Here is a 23233-nt window from a genome sequence, read left to right as displayed (position 1 = left end):
TGCGGATGGTCGCAGGCTCGGACGCCGAGGGCCGACCGGCCCTGGTGCCCGATCCGGACCGTCGGGCACCCGGGCGAGGGGCGCACATCCACCCCACGCAGGAGTGTTGGGAGCTCGCCGTGCGACGCCGAGCACCATCCCGGGCCCTCCGCTCGGGCGAGCACCTCAGCGGCGCGCCGGTGCAGGAACACCTCACCGCGCACCAGTCCGAATCACCGCAGCACCGACCAGAAACTGGAGCACGCAGCTCATGAGCACTCGATGAGTAACTCGCGATGAGTTTGCACACCCACTAGCTGTTCCGTTTCCCCTCTCCTTCTGGGGTCACGGACCAGAAGGAGCAGAAACAACCGTGGCAAAGACCCGAGTCCACGAACTCGCCAAGGAGTTCGGAGTCGAGAGCAAGTTCGTTCTCGAGAAGCTCAAGGAGATGGGGGAGTTCGTCAAGTCGGCATCGTCGACTGTCGAGCCGCCCGTCGAGATGCGCTTCAAGAAGCAGTACGGCGAGGAGCTGAAGGCCGCTGCGGCCTCCGCGCCCGCCGACACCGCCGCGCCGGCCGACAAGCCGGCTGCCAAGAAGGCCGCGCCCAAGCCCGGCCCCAAGCCCGCTCCCGCCCCGGCGGCCACCGAGGCTCCGGCCGAGGCGCCCGCCGAGCCGGTCGCCCCCATCCAGCCTGCCGAGCCGGCCGCACCCGCGGCCGCTGAGCCGGCCGCACCCGCGGCCGCCCAGCCGGCAGCCCCGTCGGCCCGTCCCGGCCCGCGTCCCGGCCCGAAGGCACCTGCCGCCGAGCCCACGCCTCCGCCGGCCGAGCCCGAGGCGCCCGCCGCCCCGGCCGCGAAGTCGCCGAGCCCGGCACCTCGTCCCGTCGGCAGGCCCGGCGCCCCGCGTCCGGGCAACAACCCGTTCGCCCCGAGCCAGGGCATGGGCCAGCGCCCCGCCCCGCGCACCGGCGGCGACGACAACCGTCCGCCGCGTCCGCCGGCCGGCGGTGAGGGACGCCCCGGCATGCCGCGTCCCAACCCGGCGATGATGCCCAAGTCCCCGGCCGCCTTCGGCAACGGTCCCGGCGGGCGTCCTGCCCGCGGCGGCCCCGGTGGTGGCCCCGGTGGCGGTCCCGGCCGTCCCGGTGCTCCCGGTCGCAGCGGTGCCCCGGGTCGTCCCGGCGCCGGTGCCCCCGGTGGCGCTCCCGGTCGTCCCGGCGGCTTCGGCCCGTCCGGCGGCGGTCGCCCCGGTGGCGGTCGTCCCGGCCAGCGTGGCCAGACGCAGGGCGCCTTCGGTCGTCCCGGCGGTCCCTCGCGCCGTGGTCGCAAGTCGAAGCGGGCGCGTCGTCAGGAGTTCGAGGCCATGGAGGCCCCGACGATCGGCGGCGTGCGCGTCCGCAAGGGCAACGGCGAGACCGTTCGCCTGCCGCGCGGTGCCTCGCTCACCGACTTCGCCGAGAGGATCAACGTCGACGCGGCCGCCCTGGTCCAGATGCTGTTCTCGCTCGGCGAGATGGTCACCTCGACCCAGTCGGTCGGTGACGAGACGTTCGAGCTGCTCGCCGACGAGCTCAACTACGTGGTCCAGATCGTTTCCCCCGAGGACGAGGACCGCGAGCTGCTCGAGACGTTCGACCTCGAGTTCGGCGCCGACGAGGGCGACGAGTCCGACCTGGTCATCCGTCCGCCGGTCGTGACCGTCATGGGTCACGTCGACCACGGAAAGACCAAGCTCCTCGACGCGCTGCGTGACGCCAACGTGGTCGACAAGGAGGCCGGTGGCATCACCCAGCACATCGGTGCCTACCAGGTCCACACCGAGGTCGACGGCGACGACCGTCGCATCACCCTGATCGACACCCCCGGTCACGAGGCGTTCACCGCCATGCGTGCTCGTGGTGCGCAGGCCACCGACATCGCGATCCTCGTGGTCGCGGCCGACGACGGTGTCATGCCGCAGACGGTCGAGGCGCTCAACCACGCCAAGGCCGCCGGTGTCCCGATCGTGGTCGCGGTCAACAAGATCGACAAGCCGGAGGCCGACTCGACCAAGGTCCGCGGCCAGCTCACCGAGTACGGCCTGATCCCCGAGGAGTACGGCGGCGACGCGATGTTCGTCGACGTCTCGGCCAAGGCCGGCACCAACCTCGACAAGCTGCTCGAGGCCGTCGTCCTCACCGCCGACGCCTCGCTCGACCTGCGGGCCAACCCCGACCAGGACGCACAGGGCCTCGTCGTCGAGGCGCACCTCGACCGCGGTCGCGGTCCGGTCGCCACGGTGCTGGTCCAGCGAGGCACGCTGCGCGTCGGCGACTCGATCGTCGCCGGTCCGGCCCACGGCCGCGTCCGCGCGATGCTCGACGAGCACGGCAACGAGCTCACCGAGGCCGACCCGTCGCGTCCGGCGATGGTGCTGGGTCTCTCGGCGGTGCCGGGAGCGGGCCAGAACTTCATCGTGGTCGAGGACGACCGCATGGCCCGCCAGATCGCCGAGAAGCGCGAGGCGCGCGAGCGTGCGGCCATGCAGGCCAAGCGTCGCGTGCGTCGCAGCCTCGAGGACTTCATGGCCTCCATGGAGAAGGGCGAGAGCCAGGAGCTCAACCTCATCCTCAAGGGCGACGTGTCCGGCTCGGTCGAGGCACTCGAGGACGCGCTGTCGCAGATCGACGTGGGCGACGAGGTCTCCCTGCGCGTGATCGACCGCGGTGTCGGTGCGATCACCGAGACCAACGTCGACCTCGCCGCCGCCTCCGACGCCATCATCATCGGCTTCAACGTCCGCCCGCAGGGCAAGGCGAGCCAGATGGCCGACAAGGAAGGTGTCGAGATCCGCTACTACTCGGTCATCTACCAGGCGATCGAGGAGATCGAGGCGGCGCTCAAGGGCATGCTCAAGCCCGTCTACGAGGAGTCGACCCTCGGGCAGGCGGAGATCCGCGAGATCTTCCGCTCGTCCAAGGCCGGCAACATCGCGGGCTGCATGGTCACCTCCGGTGTCCTCCGCCGCAACGCCAAGGTGCGCGTCCTGCGCGACGGGGCGGTCGTGGCCGACAACCTCGACCTCTCCTCGCTGCGCCGCGAGAAGGACGACGCGTCCGAGGTCCGCGAGGGCTTCGAGTGCGGTCTGGTGCTCCGCAACTTCCAGGACATCAAGATCGGCGACGTCGTGGAGGCCTTCGAGATGCGCGAGATCCCGCGCAGCTGAACACCGTTCGTCGAGTCGGCGCATCCTGACGCCCGATCAAGCTCGAGTCGGCGCATCCTGACCCCCAGTGGGGTGAGGGTGCGCCGACTCGACGCGATCCGGCCATCAGGACGCGCCGGCTCGACGTGCCCTTTGAGAGAGTGAGCCCATGACCAATCCCCGCGTGCGCAAGATCGCCGACCGCATCCAGGTGATCGTCGCCGAGATGCTCGAGCGCCGGATCAAGGACCCCCGCCTCGGCTTCGTCACCGTCACCGACGTCCGCGTGACCGGCGACTCCCAGCAGGCCTCGATCTTCTACACGGTCCTCGGCACCGAGGAGGAGCTGGCCAGCACGGCCGCCGCCCTCGAGTCGGCCAAGGGAGTGATCCGCTCCGAGGTCGCCAAGCAGCTCGGCATGCGCATCGTGCCCTCGCTGACCTTCATCCCCGACGCCCTCCCCGAGAGCGCTCGCGCCCTCGACGAGGTGCTGGAGCGTGCCCGCCGGCTCGACGAGGAGGTGGCCGCCCGCCGCGTCGAGGCCTACGCAGGCGAGCCCGACCCCTACAAGAAGCCGCGTGAGCCCGAGGACGACGACGCGGCCGGCGACGACCCCGCCGACCCCGTCGACCCCGTCGACCACGACGACGAGGGCGACCGCGCCTGATGGTCGACCCCGGCCTGGTCGTCGTCGACAAGGCCCCGGGCATGACCTCGCACGACGTGGTGGCCCGGGTCCGCCGGCTCGCCGGCACCCGCAAGGTCGGGCACGCCGGCACGCTCGACCCGATGGCGACCGGCGTGCTGGTGCTCGGCGTCGACCGCGCCACCCGGCTGCTCGGCCACCTGATGCTCACCGAGAAGGCCTACGGCGCGACGGTGCGCCTCGGCGTCTCCACGACCACCGACGACGCGGAGGGCGAGGTCACGGGCTCGCGCGCGGCGTCCCACCTCGACCCGGCCCGGGTCGAGGCCGAGCTCGGCGCGATGGTCGGTGAGATCATGCAGGTGCCGACCGCGGTGTCGGCGATCAAGGTCGGCGGCAAGCGGGCCTACGCCCGCGTGCGCGACGGCGAGCAGGTCGAGCTGAAGGCGCGCCCCGTCACCATCCACTCCCTGGAGGTCCACGACCAGCGCGTCGTCGGTGAGTGCCTCGACGTCGACGTCTCGGTGCGCTGCTCCTCGGGCACCTACATCCGCGCGATCGCCCGCGACGTCGGCGAGGCGCTCGGGGTCGGTGGGCACCTGACGGCGCTGCGGCGCACGGCCGTGGGCCCCTTCGACCTGTCCGTGGCCCGCACCCTCGAGCAGCTCGCCGACGACTTCTCCCTCGTGCCGATCGCCGCCGCCGCCCGGGCGACGTTCCCGCCGGTCGACCTCGACGACGCGCAGGCCGCCGACGTACGCGTGGGGCGTGGTCTCGACCTCGAGCTGCCCGGGGCCGGCCCGCACGCCGTGTTCGCACCCGGCGGACAGTTCCTCGCGCTCTACGAGCAGCGTGGGGGGCAGGCGCGGCCGGTCGCGGTCTTCGTCTGACCCCAGGGACGGGGGAGTCGGTGCGGGAACGTGTCCCGCCGATAGGCTGCCCGGGTGCAGATCTGGCGAGACGTCGACGACGTGCCGGCCGACCTCGGCCGCACCGTGGTGAGCATCGGCAACTTCGACGGCGTGCACCTCGGGCACGCCCGCGTGCTCCTCGAGGCGCGCACCACCGCCGAGCGACTGGGCATCGACACCGTGGTGGCGGTGACGTTCGACCCGCACCCGATGGCGGTGCTCCGGCCCGACCACGCCCCGCCCACGCTCACCTCCATCGAGACCCGCGCCCGGCTGCTGCGTGACGCCGGGGTCGACGCGATCCTGGTGGTCCCCTTCGACCGCGACATCGCGTCGTGGTCGCCGCAGGAGTTCATCGACCGGATCCTGGTCGACACGCTGCACGCCGGCGCGGTGGTCGTCGGCTCCAACTTCCGCTTCGGCGCCAAGGCGGCCGGTGAGGTCGCCACGCTCGTCGAGGCCGGCGCCGGCCGCGGGTTCGAGACCGTCGGGGTGCCCCTCGACGGCGGCCCGCAGGTCTGGAGCTCCACCTACGTCCGGCAGTGCCTGGCGACCGGCGACGTCGCCGGCGCCGCCGAGGCACTGGGCCGCCCGTTCACGGTGCGCGGCACGGTCGTCGAGGGCGACAAGCGCGGCCGTGCGCTCGGCTACCCGACCGCCAACGTCCCGGTGCCGCCCGTCGACGCCGCGCCCGCCGACGGCGTGTACGCCGGCTGGCTCACCCGCCTCGACACCGGCGAGCGCTACCCCGCCGCCATCTCGGTGGGCACCAACCCGACCTTCGACGGCGAGCGGGCGCGCCGCGTGGAGTCCCACGTGCTCGACCGCGACGACCTCGAGCTCTACGGCGTCGAGATCGAGGTGGCCTTCGTCGACCGACTGCGCGGCATGGTGAAGTTCGAGGGCGTCGAGGCGCTCGTGGAGACCATGCACGACGACGTACGCCGCGCACGGGACCTGCTGGCGTGACCGGCGACCGCACGGCGGTCGAGGCGTGGTTCCTGGCCCACGGCCTGCCCTACTTCGTCGCGGAGGAGCGCGCCGCCGCGCGTGCTGGCCTGAGGCCGCGGCGGCTGGTCTCGCTGGCCGCGGTCGTGCTGGTCCTTGCGGCGCTCGCCGGACTGCTCGCGTGGGCGTCCGACTCCTACGCGGCCGGGCCCGCGCTGTGGCTCTCGATCACCGTGCTGGCCCTCATCTGGTACGCCTCGACCGCCCTGCGTGCCCAGCCGATCCTCGCCTTCGCGCTGTCCCGCACGCTCGGGAGCGTGCGCTTCCTCGTGCCGATGGCCTCGCGCGCGCTGCCGCTGCTGCTCGTCTTCGTGACGTTTCTCTTCGTCAACGCCGAGGCGTGGCAGATGACCACGAACCTGCCGTTCGGGCTGCTGTGGTTCACCGTGCTGCTGATGTTCGGCCTCGCCGTGCTGTTCCTGCTCGTGCGGCTGCCCGAGGAGGTCGACCGGGTCGACGACGAGGTCGACGACGACTTCGTGGTGCGCGCGTGCGCCGGCACCCCGCTCGAGCAGGCGAGCCGGGAGCTCGCGGCCGACCCGGGCATCGATCCGAGGGCGCATGCCCAGGTCACCGGCTTCGAGCGGTGGAACCTGATCCTCGTGCTGCTGGTCATCCAGACGGTGCAGGTGCTGCTGCTCTCGGTGACCGTCTTCGTGTTCTTCATGCTGTTCGGGTCGCTGGTGATGCAGGTGGAGACCCAGCTCGCCTGGACCGGCGCGGAGACGGTCGGCGAGGTGCCGTTCCTGTCCAGCGTGTCGCTCTCGCTGGTGAAGGTCTCGCTGTTCCTCGCCTCGTTCAGCGGCTTCTACTTCACGGTGTCCGCGGTCACCGACGACACCTACCGGCGCGACTTCTTCCGGGTGGTCGAGAGCCAGCTCGAGCGGGCCGTCGGCATGCGGACGGTCTACCTGGCGGCGCGCGAGCGCCGCTGACGCGGCGTCCGCCGACGCCCGCGGGGGCTCAGGCGTCGAGGTCCTGCTCGACCAGCGCAGCGATGGTGTCGACCGCGGACTGGTCGTCGCCGGCGACCTCGACCGTGTCGCCGTTGCCGGCGCCCAGGGTCATGATCATCAGCGAGGAGCTGGCGTCGACGCCGTTGATGGTCACCTCCGAGCCGAGCTCGGCCGCCTTCTCGGCGATGATGGCGGCGGGACGGGCGTGGAGGCCGACGGCTGATCCGACGACGACGGACTTGGTGGGCATGGTTCTCCTCGAGGGACAGGTCTGGGCTGGGCGGTCTGGCTGGGCGGGATGGGTGCTTCAGACAGTAGCGACGTCCGCGTCGCTGCGGCCCATGCTCTTGAGCAGGATGACGAGGCCGGCGCCGACGACGACACCGGCGGCGAGGGAGATGAGGTAGCCCAGGACGCCGTCGACGGCGAACAGGACGAAGATGCCGCCGTGGGGAGCTCGGACGCCGACGTCCATCGCCATCGAGAGGCCACCGGTCACGGCGCTGCCCGCCATGATCGCCGGGATGACGCGCAGTGGGTCGGCCGCCGCGAACGGGATCGCGCCCTCGGTGATGAACGAGGCGCCCAGCAGCCAGCCGGCCTTGCCGTTCTCGCGCTCAGCGGCGGAGAAGAGACCGGGTCGCAGCACGGTCGCGAGGGCCAGGGCGATCGGGGGGACCATGCCCGCGAGCATGACCGCGGCCATGATGCGCAGCTCGGGGGCGTCGGTGGTCAGGGCGGCGCCGCCCACGCCGGCGGCGGCGAAGCTGTAGGCCACCTTGTTGAGCGGGCCGCCCATGTCGAAGGCCATCATCAGCCCGAGGATGACGCCGAGCAGGATGGCGCTGCCGCCGCTCAACGAGTTGAGGCCGTCCTCGAGCTGGCCCATCAGCCAGGCGATCGGTCGCCCGAAGACGACGAGCATCAAGAAGCCCGCGACGATGCTGGTGACCAGTGGGATGACGAGCACCGGCATCAGCCCGCGGGCCCAGGCGGGCACCTTGCGCCCGGCGAGCCAGTGGGCGATGAGGCCGGCCAGCACGCCGCCGACGATCGCGCCGATGAAGCCGGTCGCCGGGTAGGGGGAGTCGCCGCTCACCTGGAGCACGTTGGAGGCGAGGCCGCCCATCACGAAGCCCGGCGCGATGCCGGGGCGGTCCGCGATGGCGTAGGCGATGTAGCCCGCCAGGGCGGGGATGAAGAAGGCGAAGGCGGTCTGGCCGATGATCAGCAGGAGCGCCCCGATGTAGGCCAGGAAGTCCGAGCCCAGCAGCGCGTGGTCGAGCCCGATCGCCGAGGCGTCGGGGAGGTTGGTGAAGGAGTTCTCGAGCAGGATGTCCCGGGCGTGGTCGACGATCTCGTAGCCGCTGAGCAGGAAGCCGAGGGCGATCATCAGGCCACCGGCGGCGACGAAGGGGATCATGTAGGACACGCCGGTCATCAGCACGCGCCGGGTGCGACCGCCCCAGGTCTCCTGCCCGGCGCTGCCCGTGCCCTCGGAGGCGCCACCCGCCTCGCCCTCGACCCTCGGCGCCGACGCCGGGTCGGCGGCGTAGCGCAGCGCCTCGGCGATCATCGCGTCGGCGTCGTCGATCGGACGCTTCACGCCCGAGGTCACCATCGGCTTGCCCGCGAAGCGGGAGCGGTCGCGTACGCCCACGTCGACGGCGAAGATCACCGCGCCGGCCGCGGCGATGGTGTCGGGGGAGAGGGGGGTCGAGCCGGCAGAGCCCTGCGTCTCGACCTGGAGGGGGACCCCCGCGCGCTCGGCGGCCGCCTCGAGCGCCTCGGCCGCCATGTAGGTGTGGGCGATGCCGGTCGGGCAGGACGTGACCGCGACGAGGGACGTCGTGCCGGCCAGGGCTGCGGCCGAGGTCGCGGCGGGGTCGGCGCCCGCACCGCCGTCGGACGGGGTGCCGGTGCTCGCCTGCGCGGGGTCGGTGGTCTCGGCGCCGCCCGGCGTCGCCGCGCCCGAGGGCGCACCGGACGCCGGCACGGCGGCCTTCGCCGCCGGCGCCGGCTCGCCCAGCTCGTGGGCGACCAGGTCGACGACCTCCTCCGCGCTCCCGGCGGAGCGGAGCGCGTCGGTGAAGGCGGGCTTGACGAGCGCCCGGGCGAGCTTGGTGAGGATGGTGAGGTGGTCGGCGTCGCCGCCCGCGGGGGCGGCGATCAGGAAGGCGAGGTCGGCCGGGCCGTCCTTGGCGCCGAAGTCGACCGGAGGCTCGAGGCGGGCGAAGGCCAGCGTCGGCACCTCGACCCCGGACGTACGACAGTGCGGGATCGCGATGCCGCCCGGCAGGCCGGTCGCCGAGGTCTCCTCGCGCGCGAACGCGTCCGCGACGAGCTGGTCCTTGCTGGTGGCCCGGCCGGCGTCGTCGACGACGTCGGCGAGGGCGCGGATCACGTCGTGCTTGTCGGAGCCCCACCCGGCGCCGAGCCGGACGAGGTCGGTGGTGATGAGCGAGGTCATGGGGTGCCTCCGAGGGCGGTGACGGCGACCAGCTCCGTGCGGAGCTGCGACGGCAGGGGGATGGTCGTGCCGGGTAGACCCGCGGCGGCGCTGCCGTAGGCCACGGCCAGTGCCAGGCGCTCGGGGGCGGACAGCCCCCTGACGTCGCCGAGCACGTAGCCGAAGAGACTGGAGTCGCCGGCACCGACGGTGCTGACGACCGTGGTGGGCGGCGGCGCCGCGTGCCAGGCGCCCTCGGGCGTGACCAGCACGGCACCGTGACCCCCGAGGGTGGCCAGGACGGCGCCGACGCCACGCTCGACCAGCCGGCGTGCGGCGGCTGCCGCGGCGCGGGGGTCGGCCTCGAGCTCGTCGGGGTCGCCACCGGTGAACGACGCCAGCTCGTCGCCGTTGGGCTTCATCAGGTCGGGTGCGGCGTCGGGCAGGGCGTCGACCAGCGCCAGCAGGGGCGCCTCGCTGGTGTCGACGGCCACCCGGCCGCCGACCTTGCGCAGGCGTCGTACGAGATCGGCGTAGAAGTCGGCCGGGGCGCCCGCGGGCAACGACCCGGCCAGGACCGTCCAGTCGGCGGTGCCGCCGCGGACCAGCACGGCCTGGGCCATCAGCTCGCAGTGGAGCGGGAGCACGGGGGCGCCGGGGGAGTTGAGCTTGGTCGTGGTGCCGTCGGGCTCGGTGATGGTGAGGTTGACCCGCACGTCGCCGGCGGGCGGGACGGGCCGGCAGTCGATGCCGGCGCCGAGCAGCTCGAGGACGAACGGGTCGTCCTTGGCGGCGGGGACCACGGCGATGCTGGGGATGTCGGCGCTGACGGCGGCCCGGGAGATGTTGACGCCCTTGCCGCCGGCCTGGGAGGTCACCGAGGCGACCCGGTGCACCTGCCCGCGGGTCAGCTCGCCGTCGAGGGCGACCGTGCGATCGATGCTCGGGTTGGGCGTCAGGGTCAGGATCATGCGACCACCAGCTCGATCCCGGCGGACTCGAGCGCGCGCCGGTCGCCGGGCTCGATGTCGCTGTCGGTGACGAGCGCGTCGATGCTGTCGAGGGTCGCGAAGCGGACCGCCGTCTCGACCCCCAGCTTGGTGGAGTCGGCCAGGACGACCGTCCTGCGGGCGCAGGCGATCATCGCGCGCTTGGTCGCGGCCTCGTCGCTGTCGGGGGTGGTGAGCCCGTGGCCGACGGCCAGGCCGTTGGTGGCGATGAACGCCGCGTCGGCGCGCAGCTCGGCCAGCGCCGCGACGGTCTCGGCGCCGACGGCCGCGTGGGTCGTGGGCCGCACCTTGCCCGGCAGGAGGTGGAGCTCGATCTGCGGCAGGCCGGCGAGGCGGGTGGCGACCGGCACTGCGTGGGTGATGACGGTGAGCCGGTGGTCGCGGGGGAGCGCTGCCGCGAAGCGCGCGGTCGTGCTGCCCGCGTCGATGACCACCACGGAGTCGGGCGGCGGGAGGAGGGCCACCGCGGCGCTGGCGATCGCCTCCTTGGCCTGCGTGTTGGCCTGGTCGCGCTCGCCGATGCCCGACTCGATCACCGTCAGCGATCCCGCGGGGACCGCGCCGCCGTGGACGCGCCGGACCAGGCCCATCCGGTCGAGGGTGGACAGGTCGCGGCGCACGGTCTCGGTGGTGACCGCGTACTCCTGGGCCAGCTGGACGACCGAGAGCCGGCCGCGCCGGCTGATCAGGTGGGCCATCGCCTGCTGTCGCTCCTCCGCGTACATGCGGGTCCACCCCCTCCCGAGACATCTGTGTATATGTTGTTTTAGTCCCGAATGTGTTGCTTGTCAAGCATCCCGTGTTCTACGGTGTGTTCATGACCACATCGGCCGAGACGTCCGAGACCACCCTCCGCGGCACTCCGGTCGTCCCGGGGATCGCAGCCGGTCCCGTCCTCCACGTGCGCGGCGAGGTCTCGCCCGACGCGATCGAGCGCTTCGGTGACGGCGACTTCGCCGACGCCGGCGCGGCGCTCGCGGCCTACGACGAGGCGGTGGGTGCCGTCGCGAGGACGTACACCGACAAGGCCGACGCCGCGCAGGGCGCGGCCGCCGAGGTGCTGACCGCCAGCGCGGGGCTGGCCAGTGACAAGGGGCTGCGCTCGGCCGTGGCGAAGAACCTCGAGTCGGGCCAGGGCGTGGTGACGGCCGTGCAGGGAGCCGTCGAGCAGTTCGTCACGATCTTCACCAACATGGGCGGCCTGATGGCCGAGCGCGTCGCCGACCTGCGCGACATCGAGCGCCGCCTCGTGGCCCACCTCGTCGGCGAGCCCGCGCCGGGCGTGCCGACGCCGACCGAGCCGTCCGTCCTGGTCGCCGAGGACCTCGCGCCCAGCGACACCTCCGGCCTCGACCCCGACCTGGTCACGGCGCTGGTCACCGAGCGGGGCGGCGCCACCAGCCACACTGCGATCATCGCCCGTCAGCTCGGCATCCCGTGCGTGGTCGGCGCGGCGGGGGTCCTGTCCGTCCCCGAGGGCGCCTTCGTCGTCGTCGACGGCGAGGCCGGCACCATCGAGCGGGGCGCCGACCCCGAGGCGGCCCGCGACCGCGTCGACGAGAGCCGTCGCCTGCGCGCGGAGCTCGCCGGCTGGAGCGGTCCCGCCGCCACCTCCGACGGCCTGCCGGTCAAGCTGCTGGCCAACGTCGCCGACGGACCGTCGGCCGAGTCGGCCAGCGAGGAGCCCGTGCAGGGCGTCGGGCTGTTCCGCACCGAGCTGTGCTTCCTCAACCGCAGGGACGAGCCCAGCGTGGAGGAGCAGGCCGACATCTACGCCGAGGTCCTGGCGCCCTACTCCGACGGGCGCTACGTCGTCGTACGCACCCTCGACGCCGGGTCGGACAAGCCGATCGCGTTCGCCACCCGCTCGGGCGAGGAGAACCCGGCGCTCGGCGTGCGCGGCTTGCGGCTGAGCTATGACAACCCCGGCCTGATGGACCGCCAGCTCGACGCCATCGCCCTCGCCGCAGAGCGCACCGGCACCGACACGCGGGTGATGGCGCCGATGGTCGCGACCGTCACCGAGGCCGCCGACTTCGCCGGGCGGGTCCGCGACCGCGGGCTGAAGGCGGGGGTGATGGTGGAGATCCCGAGCGCGGCGCTGCTGGCCCACCGGATGCTCCAGGTCGTCGACTTCCTCTCGATCGGCACCAACGACCTCACCCAGTACGCGATGGCCGCGGACCGGATGGCCACCGACCTGGCCCACCTCACCGATCCCTGGCAGCCCGCCGTCCTCCAGCTGATCGCGATCACCGCCCACGCCGGCACCGAGGCCGGCAAGCCGGTCGGCGTGTGCGGCGAGGCCGCCGCCGACCCGCTCCTCGCGACCGCGCTGATCGGGATGGGCATCTCCTCGCTCTCGATGGCCGCCCGCGCCGTCCGCCCGGTCGGCGCCCAGCTGGGCAAGGTCAGCCTCGACACCTGCGAGGCCGCCGCCGAGGCGGCACTCGGCGCGCCCGACCCGATGGCCGGACGCGCCGCCGTGCGGGAGCTGCTCGGGCACTGAGCCCCCGAGGGCACCCGGGCGTCAGGGCTCGACGGTGACCTTGATCGCCTCGCCCTTGGCGACGATGTCGAAGACGCTCATCACGTCGTCGAGGGGCACGTGCCTGGTGATCAGGTCCTTGACCGGCACCTGACCGGTGGAGATGTACTCCAGCGCCCGCTTGTTGTGCTCGGGGGAGGAGCCGTTGGCGCCGTGGACGTGCAGCTGGCGGTAGTGGATCAGGTTGGAGTCGGCCTTGATGTAGGGGTCGGTCTTGGGCAGGCCGCCGAAGAAGGAGATCCGGCCCTGGCGGGCGGCCATCGCGATGGCCTGCTCCTGGGTGATGTTGGCCGGGGTGGCGGTGATGACGATGTCCGCACCGCGGCCGCCGGTGAGCTCCATGACCTTCTCCACCACGTCGACCTCGGAGGCGTTGATGACGTGGTCGGGCTGGACGGCGTCGGCCGACATCGCGAGCCGCGCCTCGTTGATGTCGACGAGCACGACGGTGCCGACCTTGTGGACGCCGCGGGCGATGCGGATGTGCATGCAGCCGATGGGTCCGGCGCCGAAGACGACGGTGAAGTCGCCCTCCTCGATGCCGAGCTGCTCCTGGGCGTTGATGGCGCACGCGAACGGCTCGGCGGCGGAGGCCTCGTCGTAGCCGACGTTGTCGGGGATGCGGTTGAGGCCGTCGACCTTGAGCACCTGCTCGGGCACGATCATGTACTCGGCGAACCCGCCGTCGTACTGGTAGCCGACCGACGTCTGGTTCTGGCAGACCTCCATCCAGCCCTTGCGACACTCGTGGCACTCGCCGCACGGCACGGCGGCGATGCACTGCACGCGGTCGCCGACCTGGAAGCCGCCGAGCGCCTCGGCGCCCACCTCGACGACCTCGCCGGCGACCTCGTGGCCCATCGTGGTCTCGCCGGTGATGTTGACGTGGCCGTTCTTCTTGATCTTCACGTCGGTGCCGCAGGTGGAGCAGTTGCGCACCTTGATCTTGACCTCGCGGGGACCGCATGCGGGCTCGGGCACGTCGACGAGACGGACGTCCTCGGGGGCGAAGAAGCGAAGGGCCTTCATGGCGGGTACCTCTCGTGGTGGTCGGCAGGGGATCGGTCGGCAGGACCGGGACGGGCGCGACGTGACGCCGTCGGCAACCCACCGATGGGCCCTCGGCGTCGCGTCCTGCTGACCACGTTAACCGGTGAACCGGGGTGAAAGCCACACACTCGGGCAGACAATCATGCCCGAACGCTTGGCAACATGCCCGTTCGTGAGGTTTAATCGCTGCATCATGTGATGGGGCTCACCCCCGCGCTCACCTTCGCGCTCACCTGGAGGACTCAGCATGGCGACCACGACTTCCACGTCCGCGTCCGGCACCAGCGCGCGCGTCCGCGTGCAGCGGTTCGGCACGTTCCTCTCCAACATGATCATGCCCAACATCCCGGCACTGATCGCGTGGGGACTCCTCACGGCCCTGTTCATCGACGTCGGCTGGCTCCCCAACGCCGACCTGGCCACGATGGTCGGCCCGACGATCCACTACCTGCTCCCGATCCTCATCGCCGGCACGGGCGGCCGCATGGTGCACGGCGACCGTGGTGCGGTGGTCGGTGCCTTCGCCGTGATGGGCGCCATCGCCGGCTCCGACCTGCTCGTCGCGGAGTTCAACGCGACCCTGCCGCCCGACGAGCCGCCGCTGGGCCAGGTCCACATGTTCATCGGCGCGATGATCCTGGGCCCCCTGGCCGCCTACGTGATGAAGCGGCTCGACGCGCTGTGGGACGGCAAGGTGCGGGCGGGCTTCGAGATGCTCGTCAACATGTTCTCCGCCGGCATCGTCGCCTTCGTGATGGCGCTCGTCGGCTTCTACGGGGTGGCGCCGGTCGTCAACGAGGTGATGGACGTCCTCGGCAACGCCGTCGAGACGCTCGTCGACAACAACCTCCTGCCGCTGACCTCGTTGCTCATCGAGCCGGCCAAGGTGTTCTTCCTCAACAACGCCATCAACCACGGCGTGCTGACGCCGCTCGGCCTCACCGAGGCGGCGGAGACCGGGAAGTCGGTGCTGTTCCTGCTCGAGGCCAACCCCGGCCCCGGCCTCGGCCTGCTGATGGCCTACTCGATCTTCGGCCGGGGCGTGGCCAAGGCCACCGCCCCCGGAGCCGCGATCATCGAGTTCCTGGGCGGCATCCACGAGATCTACTTCCCCTACGTGCTGATGAAGCCCCGCCTGATCCTGGCGATGATCGCGGGCGGCATGACCGGGGTCGCGATCAACGTCGCCCTCGACGTGGGCCTGCGGGCCCCGGCCGCGCCCGGCTCGATCTTCGCCGTGTACGCCCAGACCGCCCGCGACAGCTACCTCGGCGTGACGCTGTCGGTCGTCGCCTCGGCCGCGGTCACGTTCGCCGTCGCCGCGGTGCTGCTCAAGCTCGACCGCTCCGACGACGACGGTGACCTTGCCGCCGCCACCGCGCAGATGGAGGCCAACAAGGGCAAGAAGTCGTCGGTCAGTGGCGCACTCGCCGGCCGGGGCGCCAGCTCCGGGCCGATCCACTCGATCGCCTTCGCCTGCGATGCGGGCATGGGGTCGTCGGCGATGGGCGCCTCGGTGCTGCGCAAGAAGATCCAGGACGCGGGCCACGGCGACGTCACGGTGGTCAACAAGGCCATCAGCAACCTCGATGACAGCTACGACCTCGTGGTCACCCACCAGGACCTCACCGACCGCGCCAGGCAGCAGACGCCGTCGGCGGTGCACGTCTCGGTGGACAACTTCATGGCCAGCCCTCGCTACGACGAGATCGTGGAGATGCTGGACGACACCCCGGATGACAACCCGGACGGCGCCAGCGACGCGGCCCCGGGCGCCCCGGCCCACGGCGGTGGGCTCGCGACGAGCGACGTGCTGTCGCGCGACTCCATCGTGCTGGGCGGCTCGGCCCGCACGCGCGACGACGCGATCACCGAGGCGGGCGAGCTCCTGGTCGCGGCCGGCGCGGTCGACCCGTCCTACGTCGAGGCGATGCACGAGCGGGAGCGATCGGTCTCGACCCACATGGGCAACGGCCTGGCGATCCCGCACGGCACCAACGAGGCGAAGGGCGCGATCCACCGCTCCGCGCTGTCGTTCGTCCGCTACGACGACGGCATCGACTGGAACGGCAAGGAGGCCTCCTTCGTGGTCGGCATCGCCGGCGCCGGCGACGACCACCTCGCCCTGCTCCGCTCGCTCGCGACCGTGTTCGCCGATGAGTCGCAGGTGGCCCGCCTCCGGGCGGCCGCCACGCCCGACGAGGTGCTCGCCGTGCTCGACGGCGTCAGCGTCTGACCCGACTCGCCCCGGCTCGGGGGCCGAGCCGGGGTCCGGCGGGGCCGGGTGTGGGCGGGGCCGACCCTCAGGGGCGGCCCCGTCCGCTCGTCGTTCGGGGAGTGGCGGTGAGCGAAGAGTCGGGAGCGGCGGCGGGCGCGGCGGCCGTGACCTCGACGGGGACGGCGTTGAGCGCGGCGTTGCCCGACACGTCGAGCCGCTCGGGATCGGTGAGGTCGTTGACCGAGACGCCGGGGACCGCGCGGCTGCGCGACATCAGGACGCCCTCGGCGGCGTGGCCGTAGCCGTGGGGGAGGGAGACCACGCCCGGCATCAGGTCGTCGGTCGCGGCCACCTCGACCTCGACCGACCCGACGCGGGAGGTGACCCGTACGCGGGACCCGTCGGCGATCGAGCGGTCGGCCAGGTCGGCGGTGTTCATCAGCAGCTGGTGGCGTGCCCGTCCCTTGGTGAGGCGCTCGGAGTTGTGCATCCACGAGTTGCAGTCGCGCTGGTGGCGGCGGCCGATGAGGAGCAGGCCGTCGCCCGCCGGCTCGGTCACCGCCGCCAGCCGGGCGACGTCCTCGACGACCAGGGCGGGCGCCAGGTCCACCCGCTTGCCGCGTGAGGGCAGCCGGTCGGGCAGCTGCCCGCCGCGCAGCGGGCCGAGGTCGATGCCGGCCGGCCTCGCCCGCAGCTTGGTGAGGGTGACCCCGCTCGACCCGCGGCGCAGCAGCTGCCCGACGAGGAAGGTGGGGCTGGCGCTGAGCCGGGCCCGCTGCCGCAGCCGCGTGCGCAGCGGCGGCTTGCCGTCGAGCCGGGCCGTCGTGCGCAGCGCGATCTCGCGGAAGATCTGCCAGTCGTGGCGCTGGTCGGGCTCCTTGGCGAAGACCGCGGGGGTGAACCGCGCCGTGTCGCGCACGGCCAGCAGGTGGAACACGATGTCGTAGTGGTCGCGCTCGAGGGCCGTCGTCGGGGGCAGGATCACGTCGGCGTGCCGGGTGGTCTCGTTGACGTAGATGTCCACCGCCGCCATGAAGTCGAGCCCGCGCAGGGCCCGGTCGAGCCGGGCGCCGTCGGGCGTGGAGAGCACCGGGTTGCCTGCGACGGTCAGCATCGCGCGCACCTGGCCGTCGCCGGGCGTCTCGATCTCCTCGCGCAGCGCCGCCACGGGCAGCTCGCCGGCCGTCTCGGGCAGCCCGCGCACGCGCGAGCGCCACGCGTCGTGGTGGCCGCGGCCGATCAGGCCGGTGCCGACGGCGTCGATGGCCGGGGTGGTGAACATCGCCCCGCCCGGCCGGTCGAGGTTGCCGGTGAGCACGTTGAGGCAGGTGACCGCCCACTGGCACACCGTGCCCCAGGGGCCGGCCGAGACGCCGACCCGGCTGTAGACCACGCCCGACTCAGCGGCCGCGAGCTCGCGGGCGAGGCGGCGGACCTCGTCGGCGGGGAGCCCGCTCATCGCCTCGGCGCGCTCGGGGGTGAACGGCGCGACGAGGGCGACCACCGTCTCCAGCCCGTCGACGTACGACGCGACCGTCGGCGTCTGCTCGCCGGCCTCGGCGGCCTCGGCGGTGAGGACGTGCAGCATCGCGAGCAGCACCCAGGCGTCGGTGCCGGGGCGCACGAAGTGGTGCTCGTCGGCCACCTTGGCCGTCTCGGTGCGGCGCGGGTCGAGCACGATCATCCGTCCGCCCCGGGCCCGGAGGTCGCGCACGCGCCGGGGGAAGTCGGGCACCGTCATCAGCGAGCCGTTGGACGCCATCGGGTTGCCGCCGACCACGAGGAACCACGACGTGCGGTCGATGTCGGGCACCGGCAGGAACAGCTGGTGGCCGAAGACCAGGTGGGCCACGAGCTGGTGGGGGAGCTGGTCGACCGACGTCGCGGAGAAGCGGTTGCGGGTGCGCAGCGCCTTGACCATCGCGCTGCCGTGGGTCAGCGAGCCGAGGCTGTGCGCGTTGGGGTTGCCGAGGTAGACGCCGAGCGCGTCGGCGCCGTGCTCGCCGACGACCCGGGCGAGGTTGTCGGCGACCAGGTCGAAGGCCTCGTCCCAGCCGATCTCCTCCCACCGGGCGGCGGCGCCCTCCCCGACCCGGCGGACGGGACGGCGCAGGCGGTCGGGGTCGGCGTACACGTCGCCGATCGCCACCCCCTTGGGGCACACGTGCCCGCGCGACAGGGGGTCGGCGGGATTGCCCCGCACGCCGACGACCTCGCGGCCCTCGATGGTCAGCTCGAGGCCGCAGATCGCCTCGCAGAGGTTGCACACGCCGATGCGCTTCTCGCCCATGCCTCGGATCGTCGCACGTCCGGGCACCCCGCAGGGGGGTGACAGCGCGTCGGTGGGGGGCCAGACTCTCCCCGGCCCGCCCGCGGCTCACGCTCGCCGGGCGACATCCCCAACAGAATGGAGCACGTCATGGGTTTCGGAGGGCCGATCGGCCTGATCGTCGTGGGACTGATCCTCGCGCTGGCGTTCAACCAGCAGCAGGTGGGTCCCCTCGAGGTGACCACCCTGGGATGGATCCTCGTCGTCGCCGGTGCGCTGTGGCTGGTGCTGACCGTGGTCCAGCAGAACACCCGCCGCCGTCACGTCACGACCGCGACCACCACCGACGCGCAGGGACGCCAGGCGACCACGCAGCGCAGCACCGAGTCCGACCCGCCGCCGCCGGCCGTGTGAGTCGCTCGACCCGCACGTGACAGGAGCCCCCGCCGGACCCTCGGCGGGGGCTCCTGCGCGTCCTCGGGACGGCGCGCGCGGATTGGGGGAGCCGCCCACGGCGTTGGTACGCTCGTCCGGTTGCCCGGAAGGGCGACACGCCGTGTGAACGGCCGCGGACCCAGAGTGCCCCGGTGAACAGGCCCGGGCGCGCCGCGCAACGAGAACCGAAGGAGCCCCCCATGTCGATTGGTACCGACGCGGAGACCAAGAAGAAGATCATCGCCGAGTACGCCCTGACCGAGGGCGACACCGGTTCCCCCGAGGTGCAGATCGCGCTGCTCAGCCACCGCATCTCCCACCTCACCGAGCACCTCAAGCAGCACAAGCACGACCACCACAGCCGTCGTGGCCTGCTGCTCCTGGTCGGCCAGCGTCGCCGGCTGCTCAACTACCTGCAGAAGACCGAGATCGAGCGCTACCGCTCGATCGTGGAGCGCCTCGGCCTCCGTCGCTGAGCGAAGGAGCGGCTCCCCTCACGGGGGGCCGCTCCTCTCACATCCGGGCCTCGCCGCGCTAGTGTCGACCCGGCACAACTGAAACACACCCAACAGGAGCGACCCGCCTCGTCGCCCGGTCCTCGGTAGTGGCCTTCAGATCCCCGCCCCAGGCTGGGCCGATCTGCGGGCCTCGATCGAAGACCGGCCCCCGCGGGACCTTCGATGGTCCACCACATGAGGGGTGGACGCCGCGGATCGCTCCGCGAAGAGAAAGCAGGATCCTGCTTCCATGAGTGAACCCATCATCTCCGCTGTCGAGACCGTCCTCGACAACGGCTCGTTCGGCAAGCGCACCATCAAGTTCGAGACGGGCCTCCTCGCCCGCCAGGCCGCCGGCTCCGTCACGGCCTACCTCGACGACGAGACCATGCTGCTCTCGGCGACCACGGCGTCGAAGCACCCCAAGGACCACTTCGACTTCTTCCCCCTGACGATCGACGTCGAGGAGCGGATGTACGCCGTGGGCCAGATCCCCGGCTCGTTCTTCCGGTCCGAGGGCCGCCCGGGCGAGGACGCGATCCTCACCTGCCGCCTGATCGACCGCCCGCTGCGCCCGACCTTCAAGAAGGGCCTGCGCAACGAGGTCCAGGTGGTCATCACCGTCCTCGCGCTCGACCCCAACGTGCCCTACGACGTGCTGGCCATCAACGCCGCGTCGATGTCGACCCAGCTCTCCGGCCTGCCGTTCTCCGGCCCCGTCGGCGGCGTGCGCGTCGCGCTCATCGACGGCCAGTGGGTCGCGTTCCCGACCCACCAGCAGCTCGAGTCGGCCGTCTTCGACATGGTCGTCGCCGGCCGCGTCACCGAGACCGGCGACGTCGCGATCATGATGGTCGAGGCCGAGGCCACCGAGGACACCATCGCGCTCGTCCAGGGCGGCGCCCAGGCGCCGACGGAGGAGGTCGTGGCCGGTGGCCTCGACGCCGCCAAGCCCTTCATCAAGCAGCTGTGCGAGGCGCAGTCGCAGCTCGCCGCCGAGGCCGCCAAGCCCGTGCAGGACTTCCCGGTCTTCCTCGACTACGAGGACGACGTCTACGCCGCCGTCGAGGCCGCGGTCAAGGACGACCTGAGCGCCGCCATGCAGATCGGCGACAAGCAGGAGCGCGAGGCCCGCAGCGACGAGCTCAAGGCCGGGCTGCTCGAGAAGCTCGCCGGCCAGTTCGAGGGCCGCGAGAAGGAGATCGGCGCGGCGTTCCGCGGCGTCAGCAAGTCGGTCGTGCGCGAGCGCGTCCTGCGCGACAAGGTCCGCATCGACGGTCGCGGCCTCGCCGACATCCGCCCGCTGCATGCCGAGGTCGACGTGATCCCGCGCGTCCACGGCTCCGCGCTGTTCGAGCGCGGCGAGACCCAGATCCTGGGTGTCACCACCCTCGACATGCTCAAGATGGAGCAGCAGCTCGACACGCTGTCGCCGGAGAAGCACCGCCGCTACATGCACAAGTACGTCTTCCCGCCGTTCTCGACCGGCGAGACCGGCCGCGTGGGCTCGCCCAAGCGGCGCGAGGTCGGCCACGGCGCCCTGGCGCGCCGCGCGCTCCTCCCGGTGCTGCCCTCGCGCGAGGAGTTCCCCTACGCGATCCGCCAGCTCTCCGAGGCCATGGGCTCCAACGGCTCGACCTCGATGGGCTCGGTCTGCGCCTCGACCCTGTCGCTGCTGCAGGCCGGTGTGCCGCTGAAGGCCTCCGTCGCCGGCATCGCGATGGGCCTGATCTCCGGCGAGGTCGACGGCGAGACGCAGTACGTCGCGCTGACCGACATCCTCGGCGCCGAGGACGCGTTCGGCGACATGGACTTCAAGGTCGCCGGCACCCGCGAGTTCGTCACCGCGCTGCAACTCGACACCAAGCTCGACGGCATCCCCGCCGAGGTGCTCGCCGCCGCGCTGACCCAGGCCCGCGACGCGCGCCTGGCGATCCTCGACGTGATGAGCGAGGCCATCGACGCCCCCGAGGAGATGTCGATCCACGCGCCGCGCATCATCACCGTCCGCGTGCCGGTCGACAAGATCGGCGAGGTGATCGGGCCCAAGGGCAAGGTCATCAACCAGATCCAGGACGACACGGGCGCGACGCTCTCGATCGAGGACGACGGCACGGTCTACATCGGCGCGACCAACGGCGAGGCCGCCGAGGCCGCGAAGGCGGCGGTCAACGCCATCGCCAACCCGACGATGCCCGAGGTCGGCGAGCGCTACCTCGGCACCGTGGTCAAGACGACCAACTTCGGTGCGTTCGTCTCGCTGATGCCCGGCAAGGACGGCCTGCTGCACATCAGCAAGCTGCGCTCCCTCGCCGGCGGCAAGCGCGTCGAGGCCGTCGAGGACGTCCTCTCGGTCGGCCAGAAGGTCCAGGTCTCGATCGCCGAGATCGACGACCGCGGCAAGCTGTCGCTGGTCCCCGTCGTCGAGGACGAGGGCGGCTCGGAGGAGGCGGCCGAGGCCGGCTCCAACACCGCCCCCGAGTCCGACGACGAGTGACCCTCGCCTGACGCTCCACCCCACGACCGGTCGGCCGCCTGGCCGGCCGGTCGTGGCGCTTCACCCCGATCCACCCCTCGAGACGCCCCGCTCCGGGTGCGTCCCGGCCCCGGAAGGACCCCAGTGCAGAAGAACGGCACCACCCGCACCCTCCACACGGTCAAGGACGCCGACGGCGCGGTCACCTCGCGCGTACGGCGCACGGTCCTGCCGAGCGGCATGCGCGTCGTCACCGAGCAGATGGCCGGCACCCGCTCGGCGAGCATCGGCGTCTGGGTCGGGGTCGGCTCGCGCGACGAGACGCCGGCGCTGCACGGCTGCTCGCACTTCCTGGAGCACCTGCTCTTCAAGGGCACCCCCGAGCGCACGGCGATGGACATCTCGGTCGCCCTGGACGCCGTCGGCGGCGAGTTCAACGCCTTCACCACCAAGGAGTACACCGTCTTCCACGCGCGGGTCCTCGACGAGGACCTCGCCACCGCGGTCGACGTGCTCGGCGACATGGTGACGGCCTCGACCCTCACCGAGGCCGACGTGGAGGCCGAGCGCGACGTCATCCTCGACGAGATCGCCATGCACGACGACGACCCCGACGACGTGGTGCACAACCTGTTCGCCCACCAGGCGTGGGGCGACACCCCGCTCGGGCGCCCCATCGCGGGCACCGAGGCCTCCATCACCGCGATGACCCGCGCCCAGATCCAGCGCTTCTACCGGCGCCACTACCGGCCCGACAACATGGTCGTGTCCGTCGCCGGCAACGTCGACCACGCCACCGTCGTGCGCCAGGTCCGGCAGGCCTTCGGGCGCGGCGGCTTCCTCGACGTCGAGGCCGAGCCGACGATCTCGGCCCAGTCCGAGCGGGCCCGCAAGGTGCACCCCGGCGAGTCGCGCACCGTCCGGCCGCAGGAGCAGGTCAACCTCGTCGTCGGTGTCAAGGGTCTGACCCGCACCGACCCGCGCCGCTACGCCCTCGGCGTGCTCAACACCGCCCTGGGCGGGGGCACCTCCTCGCGGATGTTCCAAGAGGTGCGTGAGGTGCGCGGCCTGGCCTACTCCGTCTACTCCTTCGCCACCCACCACGCCGACGCCGGCATCGTCGGCGTGTCGGTCGGCTGCCTGCCCGGCAAGTACGACGCCGTGCTCGAGACCGTACGCGCCGAGCTCGCCAAGGTCGCGGCCCACGGCCTGACCGAGGAGGAGGTCGAGCGCGGCAAGGGCCAGCTCAAGGGCGGCCTCGTGCTCGGCCTCGAGGACTCCGGGTCGCGCATGTCGCGCCTGGGCAAGGCCGAGCTCGTCCACGACGAGCTGCTCACGATCGACGAGGTCGTCGAGCGCATCGAGGCGGTCACCACCGACGACGTCGCGGCCCTCGCCGCGGAGCTCTTCGGCCAGCCGGAGCTGCTCGCCGTCGTGGGGCCCCAGGCCTGAGCGCGGCGCCGCGGCGGCGACGGTTCATCAAGGTATGCAGGCGAACCGTCACTTCCCATGGTCAGCTCGCCATGGGAAGTGCGGGTCCAGCGACATACCTTGATGAACCGTCAGCGCGAGGGATGAGCGAGGGACGGCCGCC

At 72.4% G+C, this 23233-nt stretch carries 18 protein-coding genes; 12 read left to right on the top strand and 6 right to left on the bottom strand.

Going from position 1 to position 23233, the window contains the following annotated elements; translation table 11 throughout:
* Positions 1 to 5: 5 nt before the first annotated feature.
* From AC3X7Z_RS00930 to AC3X7Z_RS00905, 6 genes are all read left to right on the top strand, one after another.
* On the top strand, positions 6 to 254 hold the full coding sequence (locus AC3X7Z_RS00930) for a YlxR family protein (RefSeq protein ID WP_241005450.1): 249 nt from the start codon (positions 6 to 8) through the stop codon (positions 252 to 254).
* A 98-nt stretch (positions 255 to 352) separates the two neighbouring features.
* A complete protein-coding gene (infB, locus tag AC3X7Z_RS00925; protein WP_186340962.1) occupies positions 353 to 3187 on the top strand; it encodes a translation initiation factor IF-2 in 2835 nt (944 codons plus the stop codon).
* Between the two features lie 148 nt (positions 3188 to 3335).
* Positions 3336 to 3833 (top strand): 30S ribosome-binding factor RbfA, encoded by a 498-nt coding sequence (rbfA, locus tag AC3X7Z_RS00920; RefSeq protein WP_489974702.1) that lies wholly within the window; start codon positions 3336 to 3338, stop codon positions 3831 to 3833.
* On the top strand, positions 3833 to 4702 hold the full coding sequence (truB, locus tag AC3X7Z_RS00915; RefSeq protein WP_489974701.1) for a tRNA pseudouridine(55) synthase TruB: 870 nt from the start codon (positions 3833 to 3835) through the stop codon (positions 4700 to 4702). The genes rbfA and truB overlap by 1 nt, the downstream gene beginning before the upstream one ends.
* A gap of 54 nt (positions 4703 to 4756) precedes the next feature.
* The gene (locus AC3X7Z_RS00910) at positions 4757 to 5692 is read left to right on the top strand and encodes a bifunctional riboflavin kinase/FAD synthetase (protein ID WP_489974700.1); all 936 of its coding nucleotides are present in this window, start codon (positions 4757 to 4759) and stop codon (positions 5690 to 5692) included.
* Complete coding sequence (locus tag AC3X7Z_RS00905; RefSeq protein WP_489974699.1) at positions 5689 to 6666, top strand: hypothetical protein; 978 nt, start codon at positions 5689 to 5691, stop codon at positions 6664 to 6666. Before AC3X7Z_RS00910 ends, AC3X7Z_RS00905 begins: the two co-directional genes overlap by 4 nt.
* Before the next feature lie 28 nt (positions 6667 to 6694).
* Here AC3X7Z_RS00905 and AC3X7Z_RS00900 read toward each other — a convergent pair whose 3' ends face one another.
* The 4 genes from AC3X7Z_RS00900 to AC3X7Z_RS00885 are packed head-to-tail and all read right to left on the bottom strand — an operon-like array spanning position 6695 to position 10871.
* Complete coding sequence (locus AC3X7Z_RS00900; protein ID WP_186340967.1) at positions 6695 to 6937, bottom strand: HPr family phosphocarrier protein; 243 nt, start codon at positions 6935 to 6937, stop codon at positions 6695 to 6697.
* 57 nt (positions 6938 to 6994) lie between these two features.
* Positions 6995 to 9157: a PTS fructose transporter subunit IIABC gene (locus AC3X7Z_RS00895; protein ID WP_489974698.1), complete on the bottom strand. Its 2163-nt coding sequence runs from the start codon at positions 9155 to 9157 to the stop codon at positions 6995 to 6997.
* The gene (locus AC3X7Z_RS00890) at positions 9154 to 10107 is read right to left on the bottom strand and encodes a 1-phosphofructokinase family hexose kinase (RefSeq protein ID WP_489974697.1); all 954 of its coding nucleotides are present in this window, start codon (positions 10105 to 10107) and stop codon (positions 9154 to 9156) included. Before AC3X7Z_RS00890 ends, AC3X7Z_RS00895 begins: the two co-directional genes overlap by 4 nt.
* Positions 10104 to 10871, bottom strand: coding sequence for a DeoR/GlpR family DNA-binding transcription regulator (locus AC3X7Z_RS00885; RefSeq protein ID WP_186340970.1), 768 nt, complete (start codon positions 10869 to 10871; stop codon positions 10104 to 10106). The genes AC3X7Z_RS00890 and AC3X7Z_RS00885 overlap by 4 nt, the downstream gene beginning before the upstream one ends.
* A gap of 92 nt (positions 10872 to 10963) precedes the next feature.
* On the opposite strand from AC3X7Z_RS00885, the gene ptsP reads away from it, so the two are divergent.
* A complete protein-coding gene (ptsP, locus tag AC3X7Z_RS00880) occupies positions 10964 to 12655 on the top strand; it encodes a phosphoenolpyruvate--protein phosphotransferase (RefSeq protein WP_489974696.1) in 1692 nt (563 codons plus the stop codon).
* A 21-nt stretch (positions 12656 to 12676) separates the two neighbouring features.
* Here ptsP and AC3X7Z_RS00875 read toward each other — a convergent pair whose 3' ends face one another.
* On the bottom strand, positions 12677 to 13723 hold the full coding sequence (locus tag AC3X7Z_RS00875) for a zinc-dependent dehydrogenase (protein ID WP_186340972.1): 1047 nt from the start codon (positions 13721 to 13723) through the stop codon (positions 12677 to 12679).
* Between the two features lie 268 nt (positions 13724 to 13991).
* Here AC3X7Z_RS00875 and AC3X7Z_RS00870 point away from each other — a divergent pair, with 268 nt between their 5' ends.
* Positions 13992 to 15980, top strand: a complete 1989-nt coding sequence (locus tag AC3X7Z_RS00870) for a PTS mannitol transporter subunit IICBA (RefSeq protein ID WP_489974695.1) — start codon at positions 13992 to 13994, stop codon at positions 15978 to 15980.
* Between the two features lie 67 nt (positions 15981 to 16047).
* Here the strand turns inward: AC3X7Z_RS00870 and AC3X7Z_RS00865 are convergent, their stop codons facing one another.
* Complete coding sequence (locus tag AC3X7Z_RS00865) at positions 16048 to 18252, bottom strand: molybdopterin-dependent oxidoreductase (RefSeq protein ID WP_489974694.1); 2205 nt, start codon at positions 18250 to 18252, stop codon at positions 16048 to 16050.
* Positions 18253 to 18381: 129 nt separating this feature from the next.
* On the opposite strand from AC3X7Z_RS00865, the gene AC3X7Z_RS00860 reads away from it, so the two are divergent.
* From AC3X7Z_RS00860 to AC3X7Z_RS00845, 4 genes are all read left to right on the top strand, one after another.
* Positions 18382 to 18645 carry a DUF6458 family protein gene (locus AC3X7Z_RS00860; protein ID WP_186340975.1) on the top strand — a complete coding sequence of 88 codons (264 nt, stop codon included), beginning with the start codon at positions 18382 to 18384 and terminating at the stop codon, positions 18643 to 18645.
* 221 nt (positions 18646 to 18866) lie between these two features.
* A complete protein-coding gene (gene rpsO, locus AC3X7Z_RS00855) occupies positions 18867 to 19142 on the top strand; it encodes a 30S ribosomal protein S15 (RefSeq protein WP_186340976.1) in 276 nt (91 codons plus the stop codon).
* Positions 19143 to 19413: 271 nt separating this feature from the next.
* Positions 19414 to 21660, top strand: coding sequence for a polyribonucleotide nucleotidyltransferase (locus AC3X7Z_RS00850; protein ID WP_489974693.1), 2247 nt, complete (start codon positions 19414 to 19416; stop codon positions 21658 to 21660).
* Positions 21661 to 21783: 123 nt separating this feature from the next.
* Positions 21784 to 23091 carry a M16 family metallopeptidase gene (locus AC3X7Z_RS00845; RefSeq protein WP_489974692.1) on the top strand — a complete coding sequence of 436 codons (1308 nt, stop codon included), beginning with the start codon at positions 21784 to 21786 and terminating at the stop codon, positions 23089 to 23091.
* Positions 23092 to 23233 lie beyond the last annotated feature (142 nt).

It is taken from the genome of Nocardioides sp. Z24_21, assembly GCF_058134345.1.
The sequence above is the reverse complement of the archived record's forward strand: the minus strand, read 5'-3'. Positions and strand labels throughout refer to the sequence as shown.